General features: G+C 61.2%; 15 protein-coding genes. 6 read left to right on the plus strand and 9 right to left on the minus strand.

Annotation, left to right across the window (positions count from 1 at the left end; all coding sequences use genetic code 11):
* Window position 1: 1 nt before the first annotated feature.
* From AC07UB_RS04855 to rpiA, 6 genes are all read right to left on the minus strand, one after another.
* Window positions 2-1,756, minus strand: coding sequence for an NAD+ synthase (locus tag AC07UB_RS04855; protein ID WP_492792866.1), 1,755 nt, complete (start codon window positions 1,754-1,756; stop codon window positions 2-4).
* A 55-nt stretch (window positions 1,757-1,811) separates the two neighbouring features.
* Window positions 1,812-2,165 carry a diacylglycerol kinase gene (locus AC07UB_RS04860; RefSeq protein ID WP_492793242.1) on the minus strand — a complete coding sequence of 118 codons (354 nt, stop codon included), beginning with the start codon at window positions 2,163-2,165 and terminating at the stop codon, window positions 1,812-1,814.
* Window positions 2,166-2,178: 13 nt separating this feature from the next.
* Window positions 2,179-3,567: a class II 3-deoxy-7-phosphoheptulonate synthase gene (locus AC07UB_RS04865; RefSeq protein WP_492792867.1), complete on the minus strand. Its 1,389-nt coding sequence runs from the start codon at window positions 3,565-3,567 to the stop codon at window positions 2,179-2,181.
* 186 nt (window positions 3,568-3,753) lie between these two features.
* Window positions 3,754-5,139 (minus strand): glutathione-disulfide reductase, encoded by a 1,386-nt coding sequence (gene gor / locus AC07UB_RS04870; RefSeq protein ID WP_492792868.1) that lies wholly within the window; start codon window positions 5,137-5,139, stop codon window positions 3,754-3,756.
* An 18-nt stretch (window positions 5,140-5,157) separates the two neighbouring features.
* Complete coding sequence (locus tag AC07UB_RS04875) at window positions 5,158-5,676, minus strand: DUF2059 domain-containing protein (RefSeq protein WP_492792869.1); 519 nt, start codon at window positions 5,674-5,676, stop codon at window positions 5,158-5,160.
* 11 nt (window positions 5,677-5,687) lie between these two features.
* The gene (gene rpiA, locus AC07UB_RS04880) at window positions 5,688-6,389 is read right to left on the minus strand and encodes a ribose-5-phosphate isomerase RpiA (protein ID WP_494651969.1); all 702 of its coding nucleotides are present in this window, start codon (window positions 6,387-6,389) and stop codon (window positions 5,688-5,690) included.
* A gap of 160 nt (window positions 6,390-6,549) precedes the next feature.
* Between rpiA and gph the strand changes: the two genes are divergently transcribed.
* The 5 genes from gph (at window position 6,550) to AC07UB_RS04905 (ending at window position 11,728) form a co-directional block, all read left to right on the plus strand.
* Window positions 6,550-7,248 (plus strand): phosphoglycolate phosphatase, encoded by a 699-nt coding sequence (gene gph, locus AC07UB_RS04885; RefSeq protein WP_494651967.1) that lies wholly within the window; start codon window positions 6,550-6,552, stop codon window positions 7,246-7,248.
* 163 nt (window positions 7,249-7,411) lie between these two features.
* Window positions 7,412-7,858, plus strand: a complete 447-nt coding sequence (locus AC07UB_RS04890) for a hypothetical protein (RefSeq protein WP_492792872.1) — start codon at window positions 7,412-7,414, stop codon at window positions 7,856-7,858.
* 109 nt (window positions 7,859-7,967) lie between these two features.
* The gene (gene moaA / locus AC07UB_RS04895) at window positions 7,968-9,005 is read left to right on the plus strand and encodes a GTP 3',8-cyclase MoaA (protein ID WP_492792873.1); all 1,038 of its coding nucleotides are present in this window, start codon (window positions 7,968-7,970) and stop codon (window positions 9,003-9,005) included.
* A 240-nt stretch (window positions 9,006-9,245) separates the two neighbouring features.
* Window positions 9,246-9,842: a TRAP transporter small permease subunit gene (locus AC07UB_RS04900; protein ID WP_492792874.1), complete on the plus strand. Its 597-nt coding sequence runs from the start codon at window positions 9,246-9,248 to the stop codon at window positions 9,840-9,842.
* Between the two features lie 41 nt (window positions 9,843-9,883).
* Window positions 9,884-11,728, plus strand: a complete 1,845-nt coding sequence (locus AC07UB_RS04905) for a TRAP transporter large permease (RefSeq protein WP_492792875.1) — start codon at window positions 9,884-9,886, stop codon at window positions 11,726-11,728.
* Window positions 11,729-11,826: 98 nt separating this feature from the next.
* On the opposite strand, the gene AC07UB_RS04910 is transcribed toward AC07UB_RS04905, so the two are convergent.
* From AC07UB_RS04910 to AC07UB_RS04920, 3 genes are all read right to left on the minus strand, one after another.
* Window positions 11,827-12,915, minus strand: a complete 1,089-nt coding sequence (locus AC07UB_RS04910) for a TRAP transporter substrate-binding protein (RefSeq protein WP_494651965.1) — start codon at window positions 12,913-12,915, stop codon at window positions 11,827-11,829.
* Window positions 12,916-13,099: 184 nt separating this feature from the next.
* Window positions 13,100-14,188, minus strand: a complete 1,089-nt coding sequence (locus AC07UB_RS04915; protein ID WP_492792877.1) for a TRAP transporter substrate-binding protein — start codon at window positions 14,186-14,188, stop codon at window positions 13,100-13,102.
* Between the two features lie 145 nt (window positions 14,189-14,333).
* On the minus strand, window positions 14,334-15,464 hold the full coding sequence (locus AC07UB_RS04920) for an Mrp/NBP35 family ATP-binding protein (protein ID WP_494651963.1): 1,131 nt from the start codon (window positions 15,462-15,464) through the stop codon (window positions 14,334-14,336).
* 156 nt (window positions 15,465-15,620) lie between these two features.
* Between AC07UB_RS04920 and AC07UB_RS04925 the strand changes: the two genes are divergently transcribed.
* Window positions 15,621-16,490, plus strand: a complete 870-nt coding sequence (locus AC07UB_RS04925) for an NAD(P)-dependent oxidoreductase (RefSeq protein ID WP_494651962.1) — start codon at window positions 15,621-15,623, stop codon at window positions 16,488-16,490.
* Window positions 16,491-16,655: the final 165 nt, after the last annotated feature.

Here is a 16,655-nt window from a genome sequence, read left to right on the forward strand (position 1 = left end):
TTCAGCCCTCGAACGCTTCCGCAGATCCGCGGCTGGATCGTGTCACCAGCGCATGATCGGGCTCGGCCGGCGGCTTTCCGGTGTCGCGGAATTTATTGACGATCGGATAGCGGCGGTCGCGGCCGAAATTCTTGCGCGTCACCTTCACGCCCGGGGCAGCCTGACGGCGCTTGTATTCGGCAATATTCAGCAAGCGGTCGATCCGCGCGACGGTGTCGCGGTCGAACCCCTCGGCCACGATCGACGCCAGCGGCTCCTCGCGCTCCACCAGCCGTTCCAGAATCGCGTCGAGCACGTCGTAAGGCGGCAGCGAGTCCTGATCGGTCTGGTTCTCGCGCAACTCCGCCGTCGGCGGGCGCGTGATGATGTTCGGCGGGATGACTTCGCCGGACGGGCCAAGCGCGCCCTCGGGCTTCCACGAGTTGCGCAAGGTCGAAAGACGGAACACCTCGGTCTTGTAGATGTCCTTGATCGGGTTGTAGCCGCCGTTCATGTCGCCGTAGAGCGTGGCATAGCCCACCGACATTTCCGACTTGTTGCCAGTGGTGACCAGCATCGAGCCGAACTTGTTGGAAATCGCCATCAGCAGCACGCCGCGCGTGCGCGCCTGAAGATTTTCCTCGGTGACGTCGCGTTCCCGCCCGGCGAACGGTGGCTTCAGGATTTCCTCGAAGCCGTTTACCGCCGCGGCGATGGGCAACACTTCGTACTTGATGCCGAGCGCCTTCGCGAGTTTCGCCGCATCGTCGAGCGATTCCTGTGCCGTGAACCGGAACGGCAGCATCACGCCGCGCACCTTGTCTGCGCCAAGCGCGTCCACGGCAATGGCCGCGCACAGCGCTGAATCGATGCCACCCGAGACGCCGAGCAGCACACCCGGAAAACCTGTCTTGCCGACGTAGTCCCGCAAGCCGAGAACGCAGGCGGCGTAGTCGCCCTTGTCGCCGTCGAGCACCGGCACAACCGGTCCCTTGCAACTCCAGCCATCCTCGCCTTTGGTCCAGCGCACCGTCGTGATGTTTTCGACGAAGCCGGGCAACTGGAACGCCAGCGAGCGATCCGCATTCAGCGCGAAGGACGAGCCGTCGAACACCAGTTCATCCTGTCCGCCGATCTGGTTCAGATAAATCAGCGGCAATCCGCTTTCGGCGACACGCGCGACCGACACCGACAACCGCATGTCGTTCTTCTCGCGTGTGTAAGGCGAGCCGTTCGGCACGATCAGAATTTCCGCGCCGGTCTCCGCAAGGCATTCGACGACGTTTTCGTAGTCGGCGGATTCCTCCATCCACGTATCTTCACAAATCGGAATGCCGACCCGCACGCCACGGATGGTCACAGGGCCGGACACAGGTCCGCGCGCGAACACCCGCTTCTCGTCGAACACGCCGTAGTTCGGAAGATTGACCTTGAAACGCAGCGCGGCGATGCGGCCTTCGTCGAGCAGAGCGCAGGCATTGTAGAGCTTGCCGTCATCGACCCACGGCGTACCGATCAGCATTGCCGGTCCGCCGTCGGCGGTCTCGCGCGCCAGCATCTCGATTTCAGCACGGCACGCGGCCTGGAACGCCGGTTTCAGCACGAGGTCTTCGGGGGGATAACCCGCGACGAACAGCTCGGGCAGCACCACAAGATCGGCGCCGTCCGCGTTCGCGCGTGTTCGCGCGGCCCGCGCCTTGGCGGCGTTTCCCGTGACATCGCCGACCACGGGGTTAAGCTGCGCCAGCGTAATCGTGAATTGCGTGGATTTGGTCATGATCGCTTTTAGCCCGGCGAGCGAGGCATCCGCAATTGCTCACGAAGAGCACAAATCAGATGAGACCCATGCGCTCGACGATGGCGAACAGCCACAGCGCCCCCGCCATGACAAGCGTAAGACCGACCGCGGCCGATCCCATGTCCTTGACGCGGCCGATCTGCGGATCGTGCTCCATCGTGAGACGATCCGACAGTTTCTCGATGGCCGTGTTGAGCAGTTCAACGACCAGCAGCAGCAGCACGACCATTACGAGTTCGAGGCGCCGCACCGGCGTGACCCCGATCAGCCAGGCAAGCGGCAAGGACAGCAGCAGTGCGACTGTCTCTTCCCGGAACGCCTGTTCCGACCGGAATGCGAATTTTATTCCGTTGCCGGTGTTGATCGTGGCCCGCCACATCCGCAGCAGAATGGAGCTCACATTAAAACCCAGCGACGGCCGGCATCGGCTTCACCTTGCCCACGCGTTCCTGCTTGAGCAGTTCGGCGATCAGGAAAGCCATGTCGATGGACTGCTCGGCATTCAGGCGCGGATCGCAGACCGTGTGGTAACGGTCGTTGAGATCCTCATCGGTGATGGCGCGCGCGCCGCCGATACACTCGGTGACATCCTGCCCGGTCATCTCGAGGTGAACGCCACCCGCATGGGTGCCCTCCGCCGCATGGATCGTGAAGAACGACTTCACTTCACCCAGCACCCGATCGAACGGCCGGGTCTTGTAGCCGCTCGTCGAGGTGATGGTGTTGCCGTGCATCGGATCGCACGACCAGACCACCGACCGTCCTTCACGCTTCACGGCGCGGATCAGTTGCGGCAGATGCGCGTCGATCTTGTCCGAGCCGAAGCGGTTGATCAGCGTCAGGCGCCCCGGTTCGTTATCGGGATTGAGCACGTCGATCAGCTTGATCAGTTCGTCCGGCTTTAGTGACGGGCCGCACTTCAGACCGATCGGATTCTTGATGCCGCGGAAATATTCGACATGGCCGTGATCGAGCTGGCGGGTGCGGTCACCGATCCAGATCATGTGGCCCGAGGTCGCGTACCAGTCGCCCGTTGTGGAATCGACGCGCGTGAACGCCTGCTCGTATCCGAGCAACAACGCTTCATGGCTGGTGTAGAAATCCGTCGCACGCAGTTCCGGATGGCTTTCCAGATCAAGGCCGCACGCCTGCATGAAGTTGAGCGCGTCCGAGATACGGTCGGCCAACTCCTTGTAGCGGCGCGACTGCGGCGAATCCTTCAGGAAGCCGAGCATCCACTGATGCACGCTGCCCAGATTGGCGAAACCGCCGGTCGCGAAGGCGCGCAGCAGGTTCAGCGTCGCCGCCGACTGGCGGTACGCCATCAGTTGGCGCTGCGGATCGGGAATGCGCGCTTCAGGCGTGAACGCCATGTCGTTGACGATATCGCCGCGATAGCTCGGCAGCTCGACATCGCCCTGTTTCTCGACCGGCGACGAACGCGGCTTGGCGAACTGCCCGGCGATGCGGCCGACCTTTACCACCGGAAGACCGGCCGCATAGGTCAGCACGACCGACATCTGCAACAGCACGCGGAAGAAATCGCGGATGTTGTTGGCGCCATGTTCGGCGAAGCTCTCGGCGCAATCGCCGCCCTGCAAAAGAAAAGCCTCGCCGTTTGCGACTCGGGCGAGCGACTTCTTCAGGTTGCGCGCCTCACCTGCAAAAACCAGCGGCGGAAACGTCGCAAGCTGCGCCTCGACATCGGCCAAGGCTTTCGCATTGGGATAGTCTGGCACTTGCAGGACTGGCTTCTTGCGCCAGCTGTCGGGCGTCCACCGCTCGGACATGACGGAAACTCCTCAGGAAACAACAATATCTAATAGCGCCGGGTTATACACAGATGGCCCGGGTCTTGCCAGTTGCAAATCGGCATGACGGATCAGGGGCTTGGCCGGGTTCGAGGCCGTTAAGCATGGCTGGACGGGGCCAGCCCAACCCGATGCGGACAGATGCCGCTGGACAGCGTCGAGTGGCTATTCCGCAGCCTGACGGACGTGGCGGGCGCTCGGCGTGCGCAGGGTCACCAGTTCTTCGGCGGCGGTGGGATGGACCGCCATGGTGGCATCGAAATCGGCCTTGGTCGCCTTCATCTTCACTGCGATGCCGACGATCTGGATCAGTTCGCCCGCTTCCGGACCCACGATATGGCAACCGAGGATACGGTCGGTGGCTGCATCGACGATCAACTTCATCATGATGCGGGACTCGCTTCCCGACAGCGTCGACTTGAGCGACCGGAAATCGGTCTTGTAGATGTCGACGTGGGTGTATTGCGCCCTCGCCTCCGCCTCGTTCAGTCCCACCGTGCCCACCTCGGGCTGGGTAAACACCGCCGTCGGGATGTCGGCGTGGTCGACCCGCGTCGGGCGCTTGCCGAACACGGTATCGGCAAAGGCATGACCCTCACGGATCGCGACGGGCGTGAGATTCAACCGATGCGTGACATCACCCACCGCATAAATGTGCGGAACGCTGGTTTGCGAAAAGCCGTCCACGGCGATGCCGCCGTTCACCGGGTTCAGCGCGACGCCAACCTTTTCAAGGCCAAGACCCTTGATGTTCGGATGACGGCCGACGGCAAACATCACCTGATCGGATGCGATGCTCGATCCGTTCGACAGATGCGACGTGAAAGCCTCACCGTGCTTGTCGACCTTGGTGACGATGCAGCCGGTCAGCACCGTGATGCCCGCCTTCTCCATCTCCTTGCGGACATGCAAACGCACGTCGTCGTCGAAACCGCGCAGGATATTCTCGCCCCGATAGATCACCGTGACATCGGCGCCGAGACCCGCGAAAATGCAGGCGAACTCCAGCGCGATGTAACCGCCACCCTGAATGACGATGCGTTTCGGAAACTTCGGAAGATGAAAGACCTCGTTGGATGAGATCACATGCTCAATGCCCGGGATGGCCTCGCCGTGATTGGGCGCGCCGCCCGTCGCAATCAGCACATACTTCGCGTTGACGCTTTCGCCCGTGCCCAGCCGCAGCGTATGCGCGTCCTCGAACACGGCGCGGGTCTTGACGATGCGCGCGCCGGATTTCTCGACGTTGAACGTGTAGGCGGCTTCGAGCCGGGCGATTTCCCGATCCTTGTTGGCAATCAAGGTCGGCCAGTCGAATGTCGCCGGCGGGATGGTCCAGCCGAAGCCCGCGGCGTCCTCCAGTTCGTGACGAACATGGGAGGCATAGACCATCAGCTTCTTGGGCACGCAGCCGCGGATCACGCAGGTGCCGCCCATCCGGTATTCCTCGGCGACCAGTACGTTTGCGCCGTGACCGGCGGCAATCCGGGCCGCGCGCACGCCGCCCGAGCCACCGCCGATTACGAACAGATCAACGTCCAAATCCGCCATCTGGAAAACCTGTGATGCTTAGATCTCTTTGCCGCGCTTCTTCATCTCAGCACGAAACTTGCCGTTGATCTCCTCGGCAAACTTCTGCGCCCACTGGTCCATATATTGGCGCGCCTGGTTGAATGCGATGGGCTCCGTCGTGATCACCTTGGCACCGAGCGGCGACTTGTAGAAGGCCGCAAGCTCCTTCAGCTCCGGCTCGGTGAAGGAAGTCGCGTAAATCCGCGCCATCTCTTCGCCGATTTCCTTTTCGCGACCGGCGAGGTCCTTCACGACCTTGAGGGCAACTTCATCGAGGTCCTTCTGATAGTTCAGGTTCGACTGAAGCAGGACGTCCTTGGTCCGCTGCACCAGACCTGGAACGGCGCCCTGATAGATTCCCGCGACATTCTTGGCCAAAAGGATCTCCTTGGCATAGCCAAGAGCCGCAGCGGACGCCGGCTTCGCTGCCGGAGCGGGTGCCTGTGCGGCAGCGCTGCCCAACATCAGGCCGAGCGCGGCACCTGCCACCAGCACCATGTTCAAAAGCTTCTTCATTTCAAGTCTCCTCAATTGCGCCGTTCAATAACGCGAATACCCTGAGGCCCTGCCAGCACCGCTGTGCGCGCAAGGCCGATAAACAAGCCGTGTTCGACCACGCCTGGAATGGAATTCAATGCCGCCGCCAGCCTGGGAGAATCCGGTATTGCCCCCAGATGGGCGTCGACAATCCAGTGGCCGCCATCGGTGACGAAAGCATGGCCGTTCTTGGCCTTGCGGACATCCATTTGTCCCGAAACGCCATTTTCCGCAAAGACCGTCTCGATGGCCCGACGGGTTGCGCCAAGACCGAAAGGAATGACCTCGATCGGAAGCGGAAAACGGCCCAGCGTCTTCACCCATTTGGTGTCATCCGCGATCACGATCATCCGGTCGGACGCGGCTGCCACAATCTTCTCGCGCAAGAGAGCCCCGCCCCCGCCCTTGATCAGTTCGAGGTTGGCGTCAATTTCGTCCGCACCATCGACCGTGAGATCGAGCCGATCCACCTGATCCAGCGTCGTGAGCGGCACGGCGCAGCGCTCCGCGTCGGCGCGTGTCGCTTCCGATGTCGGAACGCCGATGACCTTAAGTCCGGCGCGGACCCGCTCACCGAGCAATTCAACGAAATGTTTTGCGGTCGAACCGGTGCCCAGTCCGAGCTTCATGCCGTCCTGCACTTGCTCGACTGCGCGCGCCGCCGCCTGCCTTTTCAGATCGTCCATCGACATGATTGACCTCAACGCCCTGCATCTCGGAACGCGGGGCATATAGCGCGATTTCGCAGGCCGTGGATATGGGCTTTCCGGCTGAAATGCCCTCAAAAACGCGCGGTATCCCGGGTTCGCCTTCGCGCTTGCATGATCGCTTCCCGCCCGGTAGCGATCCGCCATGACATCTTCCCTGGCCTCCTTTCCCCTCATTGTGTTCGATCTCGACGGCACGCTGGTCGATACCGCCCCCGATCTCGTCGGGGCGCTGAATTTCGTGCTTCAACGCGAGGGACTTCCGCTCGTGCCTGCCGAATCGGCGCGCACCATGATCGGTGCCGGCGCGCGCAAGCTGATCGAGCGCGGACTGGAACTCGATGACCGCACCATGAGCGTGCAGGACATCGATCGGCTCACCGGCGATTTCATCACATATTACGAGGCCCACATCGCAGATGCGTCGCGCCCGTTTGAAGGCCTGTATGCCGCGCTCGACGAGTTGGAAGGCCGCGGGTTCAAGTTCGCGATCTGCACCAACAAGCTGGAAGGGCTCTCAAGGCTGCTGCTCGAAAAGCTGGACATGACGAAGCGATTTTTGGCGATCTGCGGGGCCGACACATTCGGCATCTCCAAACCCGACCCAGCGATCCTGCGCCAGACCATCGCGCAGGCGGGCGGCGACGTCTCCAGAGCGATCATGGTCGGCGATTCCGGACCTGATGTCGGCGTCGCGCGACGGGCCGGCATCCCGGTCATCGGAGTGACATTCGGATATACGGAAACGCCCATCGCAGACCTGAAGCCCGACATTGTCATTAGTCATATGCGTGAACTGCCGGGCGCCGTCGGCAATTTGTTCGCCCACATTGATGGAATTTAAGTAATTGATATTACTGATATATTTTTATTAAATGCAAGATTCTCAACTGTCGTTAACCTATCTTTAACGAATAAAAGCCACCCCGTTGCACGTGGGTTGGGACACTTCTAAGGTCCCCTCGGGGACTATGCGGCTAAACCCGCATCACTTGGCGGATGCAATCATGCGTATCATCGTTGTCGTGGCGGCGGGCCTTGGCCTCGCGGGCTGTTCGTCGTTCTCCATGCCGGAAATGTTCAAGTCGACGCCGCCTGTGGTCAAGGTTCAGCTCGAATCCTTGCCTGCCGGAGCGGACGCGCGAACCTCGACCGGTGAAAGCTGCAAGACGCCCTGCTCGGTTTCGATCTCGGCCGAAAACAATTTTACGGTGACATTCTCGCTTCCGAAGTATCAGTCGGAAACCGTTCAGGCTCAGGTGATCCGCGACCCGGCGAATCCCGGCTTCAGCAACGTCGATCCAAATCCAGTTTACGCCGAGTTGCAGCCTGCCGCTCCTCCGGCGAGAGGCCGCAAGGCGCCGCCAAAGGCCGCTCCGAAGGCCAAGCGGCCGCCACCTGCTGCTGCCGCACCCGCCGAGGAATCGCCGTTCCCGCCACCGCCGGGACGCTGACCTCACCCCCGATAGATTGATTGTGCCCAGGCCTTATCGTGCCTAGATTATGGTTGGCATACCAAGCCGGAACAACGGGCCGGTATGCCACCACAAGCAAGGCATGCGAATGAACGGCCCTCTTCCGGGTTCCCTGACCAAGGCGACCACGTCTTCGATGACCGATCCGTTCGGCCGATCGATCAGCTATCTGCGCGTGTCGGTGACCGACCGCTGCGATCTGCGCTGCTTCTATTGCATGTCCGAGGACATGACGTTTCTGCCGAAATCCGACCTGCTCTCCCTCGAGGAACTGGATCGGCTGTGCTCGGCCTTCATCGCCAAGGGCGTCCGCAAGTTGCGGCTGACCGGTGGCGAACCGCTGGTCCGTCGCAATGTGATGTCGCTTGTGCGCTCCCTGTCGCGCCACCTCGGCACCGGCGCGCTCGACGAGCTGACACTGACCACGAACGGCTCGCAGCTTGAGAAATTTGCTGCCGAGCTCAAGGACGCTGGCGTGCGGCGTATCAATGTCTCGCTCGATACACTCGACCCTGCAAAATTCCGCGAAATCACGCGCTGGGGCGACCTCGACAAGGTGCTGCGCGGCATCGAGGCCGCGCGTGATGCCGGTCTCAAGGTCAAGATCAACGCGGTCGCGCTCAAGAACATGAACGAGGACGAGATCCCCTCACTCATGGAATGGGCGCATGGCAAGGGCATGGACCTTACCCTGATTGAGGTCATGCCGATGGGCGACATCGGCGCTGGCCGGATCGATCAGTATCTGCCGCTCTCGCTGCTGCGGGCCCGCCTCGCAACACGCTACACCCTGACCGACCTCGACGACGACACCGGCGGGCCGGCACGCTATGCGCGCATCGCCGAGACCGGCGGCAAGCTCGGCTTCATTACGCCGATGACCCACAACTTCTGCGAATCCTGTAACCGCGTCCGCGTGACCTGCACCGGCACGCTGCACACCTGCCTCGGCCACGAGGATGCTTCCGATTTGCGCAAACCGCTGCGGGCGTCGAGCGACGACACGCTACTAGCCGCCGCGATCGATCGGGCAATCGGCCTCAAGCCGAAAGGCCACGACTTCATCATCGACCGCCGCCACAATCGGCCGAGCGTCAGCCGGCACATGAGCGTCACGGGCGGTTGACCCGTTCCGAAAATTGCGGGATCGAACCGTCCCGCATTCATAAATTGCGGAAAACGCGGTCGCCCGCTGTCTTCGCCTTTATTCCTTCATGAAATCTCCAAACTTCCAATTGACGGCGACGTAAGCCGCTGATTTGGTTTGGCAGCTTTATGCGCCTCCGGCTGGAAAAGCCGGCCCGCCGTCACCTCTTTGGTCCCGGCAGAGCCAAGCAACGCAGGGGCACATTCGGGAGGGTGGGGTTTGCAATCGCTTCTCAAACTGAGTCGCGCGATCGACGCGTTCAATACGTTTGTCGGTCGCTGGGTGTCGTGGCTGATCGTGCTTGCCGTGATCATTTCGTCGGCGAATGCGACCATCCGCAAGGTTTTTGACGTTTCGTCGAACGCCTACCTGGAATTGCAGTGGGTGCTTTTCAGCATCGTGTTCCTGCTCTGCTCGCCCTGGACGCTGCTGAACGGCGAACACATCAAGATCGACATCATCAACCACACACTGCCGCTGAAGGTGCGAAGCTGGATCGACATGGTCGGTCACGTTTTGTTTCTCGTGCCCTTCTGCATCATCCTGATCTGGACCTCGATTCCGTTCTTCCTCGTGTCCTTCCATCAGAATGAGCAGTCGTTCAGCGCCGGTGGCCTGCCGCAATGGCCCGCGAAGTCGCTCATCATGATCGGTCTTGCGATGCTTCTCGTTCAGGCCGTCTCGGAAATCATCAAGCGCGCCGCCGTCATGCAGGGTCTTCTGCCCGATCCCAATGCACATGCCCTCAGTGCGCATGAGATCGCCGAACTCGAAGCATTAAGGCTGGCGCAAGCCATCACCACCGAAAAACCATGACCGGCGTCGCCGTCAAAGCCCGCAACCAGAGAGATTCCTAAATGGCGGCGATGTTCATCCACTACATGGCGCCGATCATGTTCGCGTCGCTGGTGCTATTCCTGCTCCTGGGATACCCGGTCGCGTTCTCCCTCGCAGCCAACGGACTGTTGTTCGCGTTCATCGGCATCGAGCTCGGGCTGTTCCGGCCCGATTTTCTGCAAGCCCTTCCCGAGCGCGTCTATGGCGTGATGAACAACGAGACGCTGCTGGCGATCCCGTTCTTCACCTTCATGGGGCTGATACTCGAACGGTCGGGCATGGCCGAGGATCTGCTCGAAACCATCGGGCAGTTGTTCGGCAGCATTCGCGGCGGCATCGCCTATGCGGTCATTTTCGTCGGCGCCCTGCTCGCGGCAACCACGGGCGTCGTCGCTGCATCGGTGATTTCGATGGGCCTGATCTCGCTGCCGATCATGCTGCGTTACGGCTATGATCGCCGCGTGGCCACCGGCGTGATCGCGGCCTCCGGCACGCTGGCGCAAATCATTCCGCCGTCGCTGGTCCTGATCGTGATGGCCGACCAACTCGGCCGCTCCGTCGGCGACATGTACGAAGGCGCGTTCATCCCCGGCATCGTGCTGTCGATCCTGTACGCGGTCTATATTTTCCTGGTCTCGACGTTCTTTCCGGAAGCAACACCCGGCCTGCCGCTTGAAGCACAAACCCTGCGCGAACCGGAAACTGCCAAACATCCCGTGATCCTGCCGCTGGCCGCGATTTCCGCCGCCGCGACCGCCTATTTCTTCGTGGTGAAGCTCGGGCTGTTCGACTGGACATCGCCGGTCTTCAACATGATCTCCGACAATCCGCTGGTCCTGCATGGCTTCTGGTTCGTGATTTTCACGGCCCTGTTTGCAAAACCGTTCATCGGCATCATCCGCACCATGACGCTGTCGCTGTTTACCGTCCTGATCGGCGCGACCGCGATCGCGCTGGAGATCATGCAATTCACCGGCGTCAAGGCCGGCGCGGACTATGTCGTGCTCACCATGTCGATCGTGGTGGCGATGTCCTTCGTCCTTGCGGTCATCAATCGCATCTCGGGCCTCAAGCTGCTCTCAAAACTTGCCGAGCAGGTTGTTTTTGTCATGGTTCCGCCGCTCGGCCTGATCTTCCTTGTGCTCGGAACCATTTTCATCGGCGTCGCGACGCCGACGGAAGGTGGCGCCATGGGCGCGGCCGGCGCGATGATCCTTGCGATGATGAAACGCCGCTTGAGTTTCGACCTGACCCGGCAGGCGGCGGAATCCACCGCAAAGCTATCGGCCTTCGTCATCTTCATTCTCGTCGGCGCGCGCGTGTTCTCCCTCACCTTCTATGGCGTCGATGGACATCGCTGGGTCGAGGAATTGCTGGTCTCGCTGCCCGGCGGCCAGACCGGCTTCCTGATCTTCGTCAACGCGTTCGTCTTTGTGCTGGCCTTCTTCCTCGACTTCTTCGAACTCGCCTTCATCGTGATCCCGCTGCTCGGACCGGCGGCCGAGAAGCTGGGTATCGATCTGATCTGGTTCGGCGTCATCCTCGGCGTCAACATGCAGACGTCTTTCATGCATCCGCCATTCGGTTTCGCGCTGTTCTACCTGCGATCGGTCGCACCGAAGGAAGCGTATACCGACCGTCTCAGCGGCAAGCGCATGGAGCCGGTCACCACCGGGCAAATCTATTGGGGCTCGGTGCCATTCGTGGTCATTCAGGTCATCATGGTCGGCCTCGTCATCGCCTTCCCGGCGATGGTGATGCACTACAAAGGCACGTTGTCGACCGTCGATCCGAACAAGGTCGACATTCAGATCCAGCAGCAGGAAATGCCGGCGCTCGATTTCGGACCACCGAGTATCAAGTAGAGCCGGGTCGTTCTCGCCCTCGATTCTCCAACGAAGAAGCCCGGCCCTTCTCGCGAAGGCCGGGCTTTTTATTGTTCAGTCTGCGCCGAGCGGAACGATCAAATTCGCGTGCGCGACCGGACCTGGAAGTTATCGAACGCGAATTCCGCGACCTGCCACCACGTGTACTGGTCGTTGCGGAACGCCGCCATGTTCTCGTAGATTTTCTTGAAGTTCGGGTTGGTCGCCGACGTTTCCGCGTAGACTTCGTTCGCGGCCTTCAGAGACGCTTCCATGATGGATTGCGAGAACGGACGCAATTGCGTTCCGCTGGCCACCAGCCGCTTCAGCGCGGGTGGATTGTAGGCGTCGTAGCGCGCCTGCATGGTCTCGTTGGCGAGCGCGGATGCTGTCTTGATGATGGACTTGTAACTCGCCGGCAGGGCTTCCCATTTGGGGAGATTGACCAGGTTGTGCAGCGTCGGGCCGCCCTCCCACCAGCCGGGATAATAGTAGAACTTCGCGACCTTCTGGAAGCCGAGCTTCTCGTCATCGTAAGGCCCGACCCACTCCGCCGCATCGATCGTGCCCTTCTCGAGCGACGGATAGATGTCGCCGCCGGCCACCTGCTGCGGCACGACGCCGAGCTTGGTCAGCACACGCCCTGCAAATCCGCCGATGCGCATCTTCAACCCACCGAGATCTGACGGCTCCTTCAGCTCCTTCCGGAACCAGCCGCCCATCTGGCAACCGGTATTGCCCGCGACAAATCCGATGACATTGTGGGGTTTCAGAAAGTCATTGAACAGTTCGCCGCCACCACCGACCTGGAGCCACGCTGTCTGCATGCGGCTGTTCAACCCGAAGGGCACTGCGGTCCCTAGCGCGAAGGTGGGATCTTTTCCGATGTAATAGTATGTGGCCGTGTGCGCCATCTCGACAGTGCCGTTGGAGGCGGCATCGAGCGCCTGCAGGCCCGGCACAATCTCGCCCGCGGCGAAGACCTGAATCTGGAATTTGTTGTCAGTGGCTTCCGCGACGGCTTTTGAAAACACCTCGGCTGCGCCGTAAATGGTGTCGAGCGATTTCGGAAAGCTGGACGTCATTCGCCATTTGATTTCCGGCGATGACTGCGCGATGGCGGGGGATGCGACCGCGGCGCTTGCCGCGCCGATGCCTGCCACCTTGATAAAGTCACGACGCTTCATGAAGAGCTCCCTGCTGTGATTTGTGTGTGCACCACCTTCTTGTTGTTGAGCTTGTTGTTGAGGCTTGGCCTGAGCATGGAACAAGCCGCAGCCAATATCCATGACGATTCCTGTCACCGCAGCGCAAAAGAAAAGCCCGGCCTCCTTGCGGAGGCCGGGCTCATGAAGCCTGATCGAGGCCGGATCAGCCGCGCGTGCGCGAGCGGATCATGAAGCTGTCGTTGGTGTATTCGGCAACCTGCCACCACAGATACTGATCCGAGCGGTAGGCCTGCATCGCGTCGATCGCCTTCTTGAAGTCGGCGTTCTTGCCCGAGATTTCAGCCCACAATTCGTTGGTGGACTTCAGGCAGGCGTCGAGCACTTCGTTGGTGAACGGACGCAGCTGCGTGCCGCTGGCGACTAGACGCTTCAGCGCGCCCGGGTTCTGCATGTCGTAACGCGCGGTCATCCAGGTGTTGGTATTGGCACACGCGTTGGTGAGGATCGCCTGGTAGTTCTTCGGCAGCGCGTTGAACTTCTCGAGGTTCGTGAAGGCATGAACCGTCGGTCCGCCTTCCCAGAAGCCAGGGTAGTAGTAGAACTTCGCAACCTTGTTGAAACCGAGCTTTTCGTCGTCGTAGGGACCGACCCACTCCGCCGCGTCGATGGTACCTTTTTCAAGCGACGGATAGATGTCACCGCCAGCGAGCTGCTGCGGAACGACGCCGACTTTCGCCAGCACCTGCCCCGCGATGCCGCCGATGCGCATCTTCAAACCCTGAAGGTCAGCGACGGTCTTGATCTCCTTGCGGAACCAGCCGCCCATCTGCGTGCCGGTGTTGCCGCAAGGCAGGCCCATGACGCCAAACTTCTTGTAGAAATCGTTGGCGAGTTCGTTGCCGCCACCCTGATACAGCCACGAATTCATCATGCGCGTATTCAGGCCGAACGGGACAGACGCGAAGATCGCGAAGGTCGGGTCCTTGCCGACGTAGTAATAGGAAACCGTGTGGCACATTTCGACGGTGCCGTTGGAGGTCGCGTCGAGCGCCTGCAGACCCGGCACCACTTCGCCCGCCGCGAACACCTGAATCTGGAACTTGTTGTCGGTCATCTCGGCGACCTGCTTCGCCATGTGCTCGGCGCCGCCGTAGATGGTGTCCAGCGACTTCGGGAAGCTGGATGTCAAACGCCATTTGACCTCAGGCGACGACTGGGCAATGGCCGGCGAAGCGACCGCAGTGGCGGCTGCTCCGGCAGCAGATACTTTCAAAAAATCACGACGCTTCATCAGGCATCTCCTTTTGGGGGGTGTTTCTTTTTGAAATCCCTCTGGGGGCGCTCTCTAGCACGGAACGGGACCAACGGAAAATGCGGGATTGCAGGCGTTTTGCCGGATTAAACGAAAGTCGAATGACCCGGGCAAATCCCGCCTGTTACGGCCCGACAGGCGCGCCCAAGAGCTGTTTTTTGATCTCTGCGCCAATCGCGCGATAGATCGCGGCATGACCGCCGTCCGGCTCGCTGTCGACCACCGGCGTGCCTGCGTCCGACGCCGAGCGGATCGACATATGCAGCGGAATTTCGCCAAGAAACGGCACCTTGAGCCGCTCTGCCTCACGCCGCGCGCCGCCGTGCCCGAAAATATCCGAACGGGTGCCGCATTCGGGACACTGGAAATAGCTCATGTTCTCGATGATGCCGAGCGTCGGCACGTTGACCTTCTCGAACATAGCGATTCCACGCCGCGCGTCGATCAGGGCGAGATCCTGCGGGGTCGATACGATCACAACGCCCCTCAGCGGGACCTGCTGGGCAAGCGTGAGTTGCGCATCGCCAGTGCCGGGCGGCATATCTACCACCAGAACGTCCAGTTCGCCCCACGCCACGTCCCACAGCATCTGCCGGATCGCCGACATCACCATTGGCCCGCGCCACACCATCGCGGTGTCTTCCGCAACCAGAAAGCCGATCGACATCAGCGGCAGCCCGAACCGGACGATCGGAACCATTTTCTTCGCTTCATTCAGCGTCGGCTTCTCGTGAACGCCGGTCAGGCGTGGCACCGACGGACCATAAATGTCTGCATCGAGCAGCCCGACGCGCAGGCCGAGACCGCGCAGCGCCAAAGCCAGATTGAGCGCCGTGGTCGATTTGCCGACGCCGCCCTTGCCCGACGCCACCGCGATGATGGAGCCGATGCCGGGAATGGAAGCCTGTTTGCCCATGGGAGAATCCGCGGGCGTGGCATGCACGTGCGGCTTGTGCTGCCCCAGCGGTTTCACGCCGGGGGACTGTTGTGGCGCAGGCGCTGCGCCGGGCCGGCGCTCCGCTGTCAACGCAACCATTGCCGTGGTGACGCCCGGGACCGCACGGACCGCGGCTTCCGCTTTGGCACGCACGTCTTCCCACGCCCGCGCCTCGTTCGCATCGACGTTGATCGAAAAGAATACCTTTCCGTCGGAGGCGGTGATTTCAGACAGCACTTTTGCGTCAACCAGTGAAACGCCCCGAGGCGATGTCACGGCGCGCAGAGCATCAAGAACCTGATCCTTATCGACAGCCACAATCCATCTCCAGGCAAGCGGCCAGTTCAAGCACCGCTTGCGGCCTTCATACGCGCGTCACCTGCGCCGTCAACGCTCTTGCATCCCGGCGCTTGCTTCGCATACCTGTGGCCTCCGATCACCGGCCCAAATCACCCCATTCAAAGAGCATATGGCATGGCAAAAGTCGCATTTCTCGGTCTTGGCGTCATGGGATTCCCCATGGCAGGACATCTCGTCGCCAAAGGCGGCCATGAGGTGACGGTGTACAACCGCACCGCGGCCAAGTCGAAGACCTGGGCCGAAAAATTCGGCGGCCGCGCCGCAGCCACGCCAAAAGCCGCAGCCGAAGGTCAGGATTTCGTGATGGCCTGCGTCGGCAACGATGACGACCTGCGCGCCATTACGATTGGTGCGGATGGCGCTTTCTCCGCGATGAAATCCGGCGCCGTTTTCGTCGATCACACCACCGCCTCGGCCGAAGTGGCCCGGCAGCTCGATGCCGAGGCGACCAAGCGCGGCTTTCAATTCGTCGATGCGCCTGTGTCCGGCGGACAGGCGGGTGCGGAAAACGGCGTGCTCACCGTGATGTGCGGCGGCGCTGAAGCCGCCTACAAGCAGGCCGAGCCGGTGATCGCGTCATACGCCCGGATGTGCAAATTGCTGGGCCCAGCCGGCTCCGGCCAGCTCACCAAGATGGTCAACCAGATTTGCATCGCGGGCCTCGTCGAGGGACTGTCCGAGGGAATTCACTTCGCCAAAAAGGCCGGCCTCGACGTTCAGGCCGTTATCGACACCATTTCAAAGGGCGCCGCGCAGTCCTGGCAAATGGAGAACCGCTACAAGACCATGAACGAGGGCAAATTCGACTTCGGCTTTGCGGTCGAATGGATGCGCAAGGATCTGTCGATCTGCCTCGCTGAAGCCCGCCGCAACGGTGCTAGCCTGCCGGTGACAGCGCTGGTCGATAATTTTTATTCAGAGGTCGAGACGATGGGCGGCAAGCGCTGGGATACCTCCAGCCTGCTGGCCCGGCTGCAAAGATAATACTCTCACTGTCGGATCACGCGCAGGCGGCACGGTTTCGTGCCGCCTTTTGTGTTTTGGACCCGCCCCTGCAGGCTGGCGGCCCTCAGTCGCTGCATGCGGCAACGACGAAATTCATACTTTCTTAACCGGATTAAATTGACCTTTAAGCCACCTCTTAATGAT

The organism is Afipia sp. GW821-FHT04G03 (assembly GCF_059419985.1).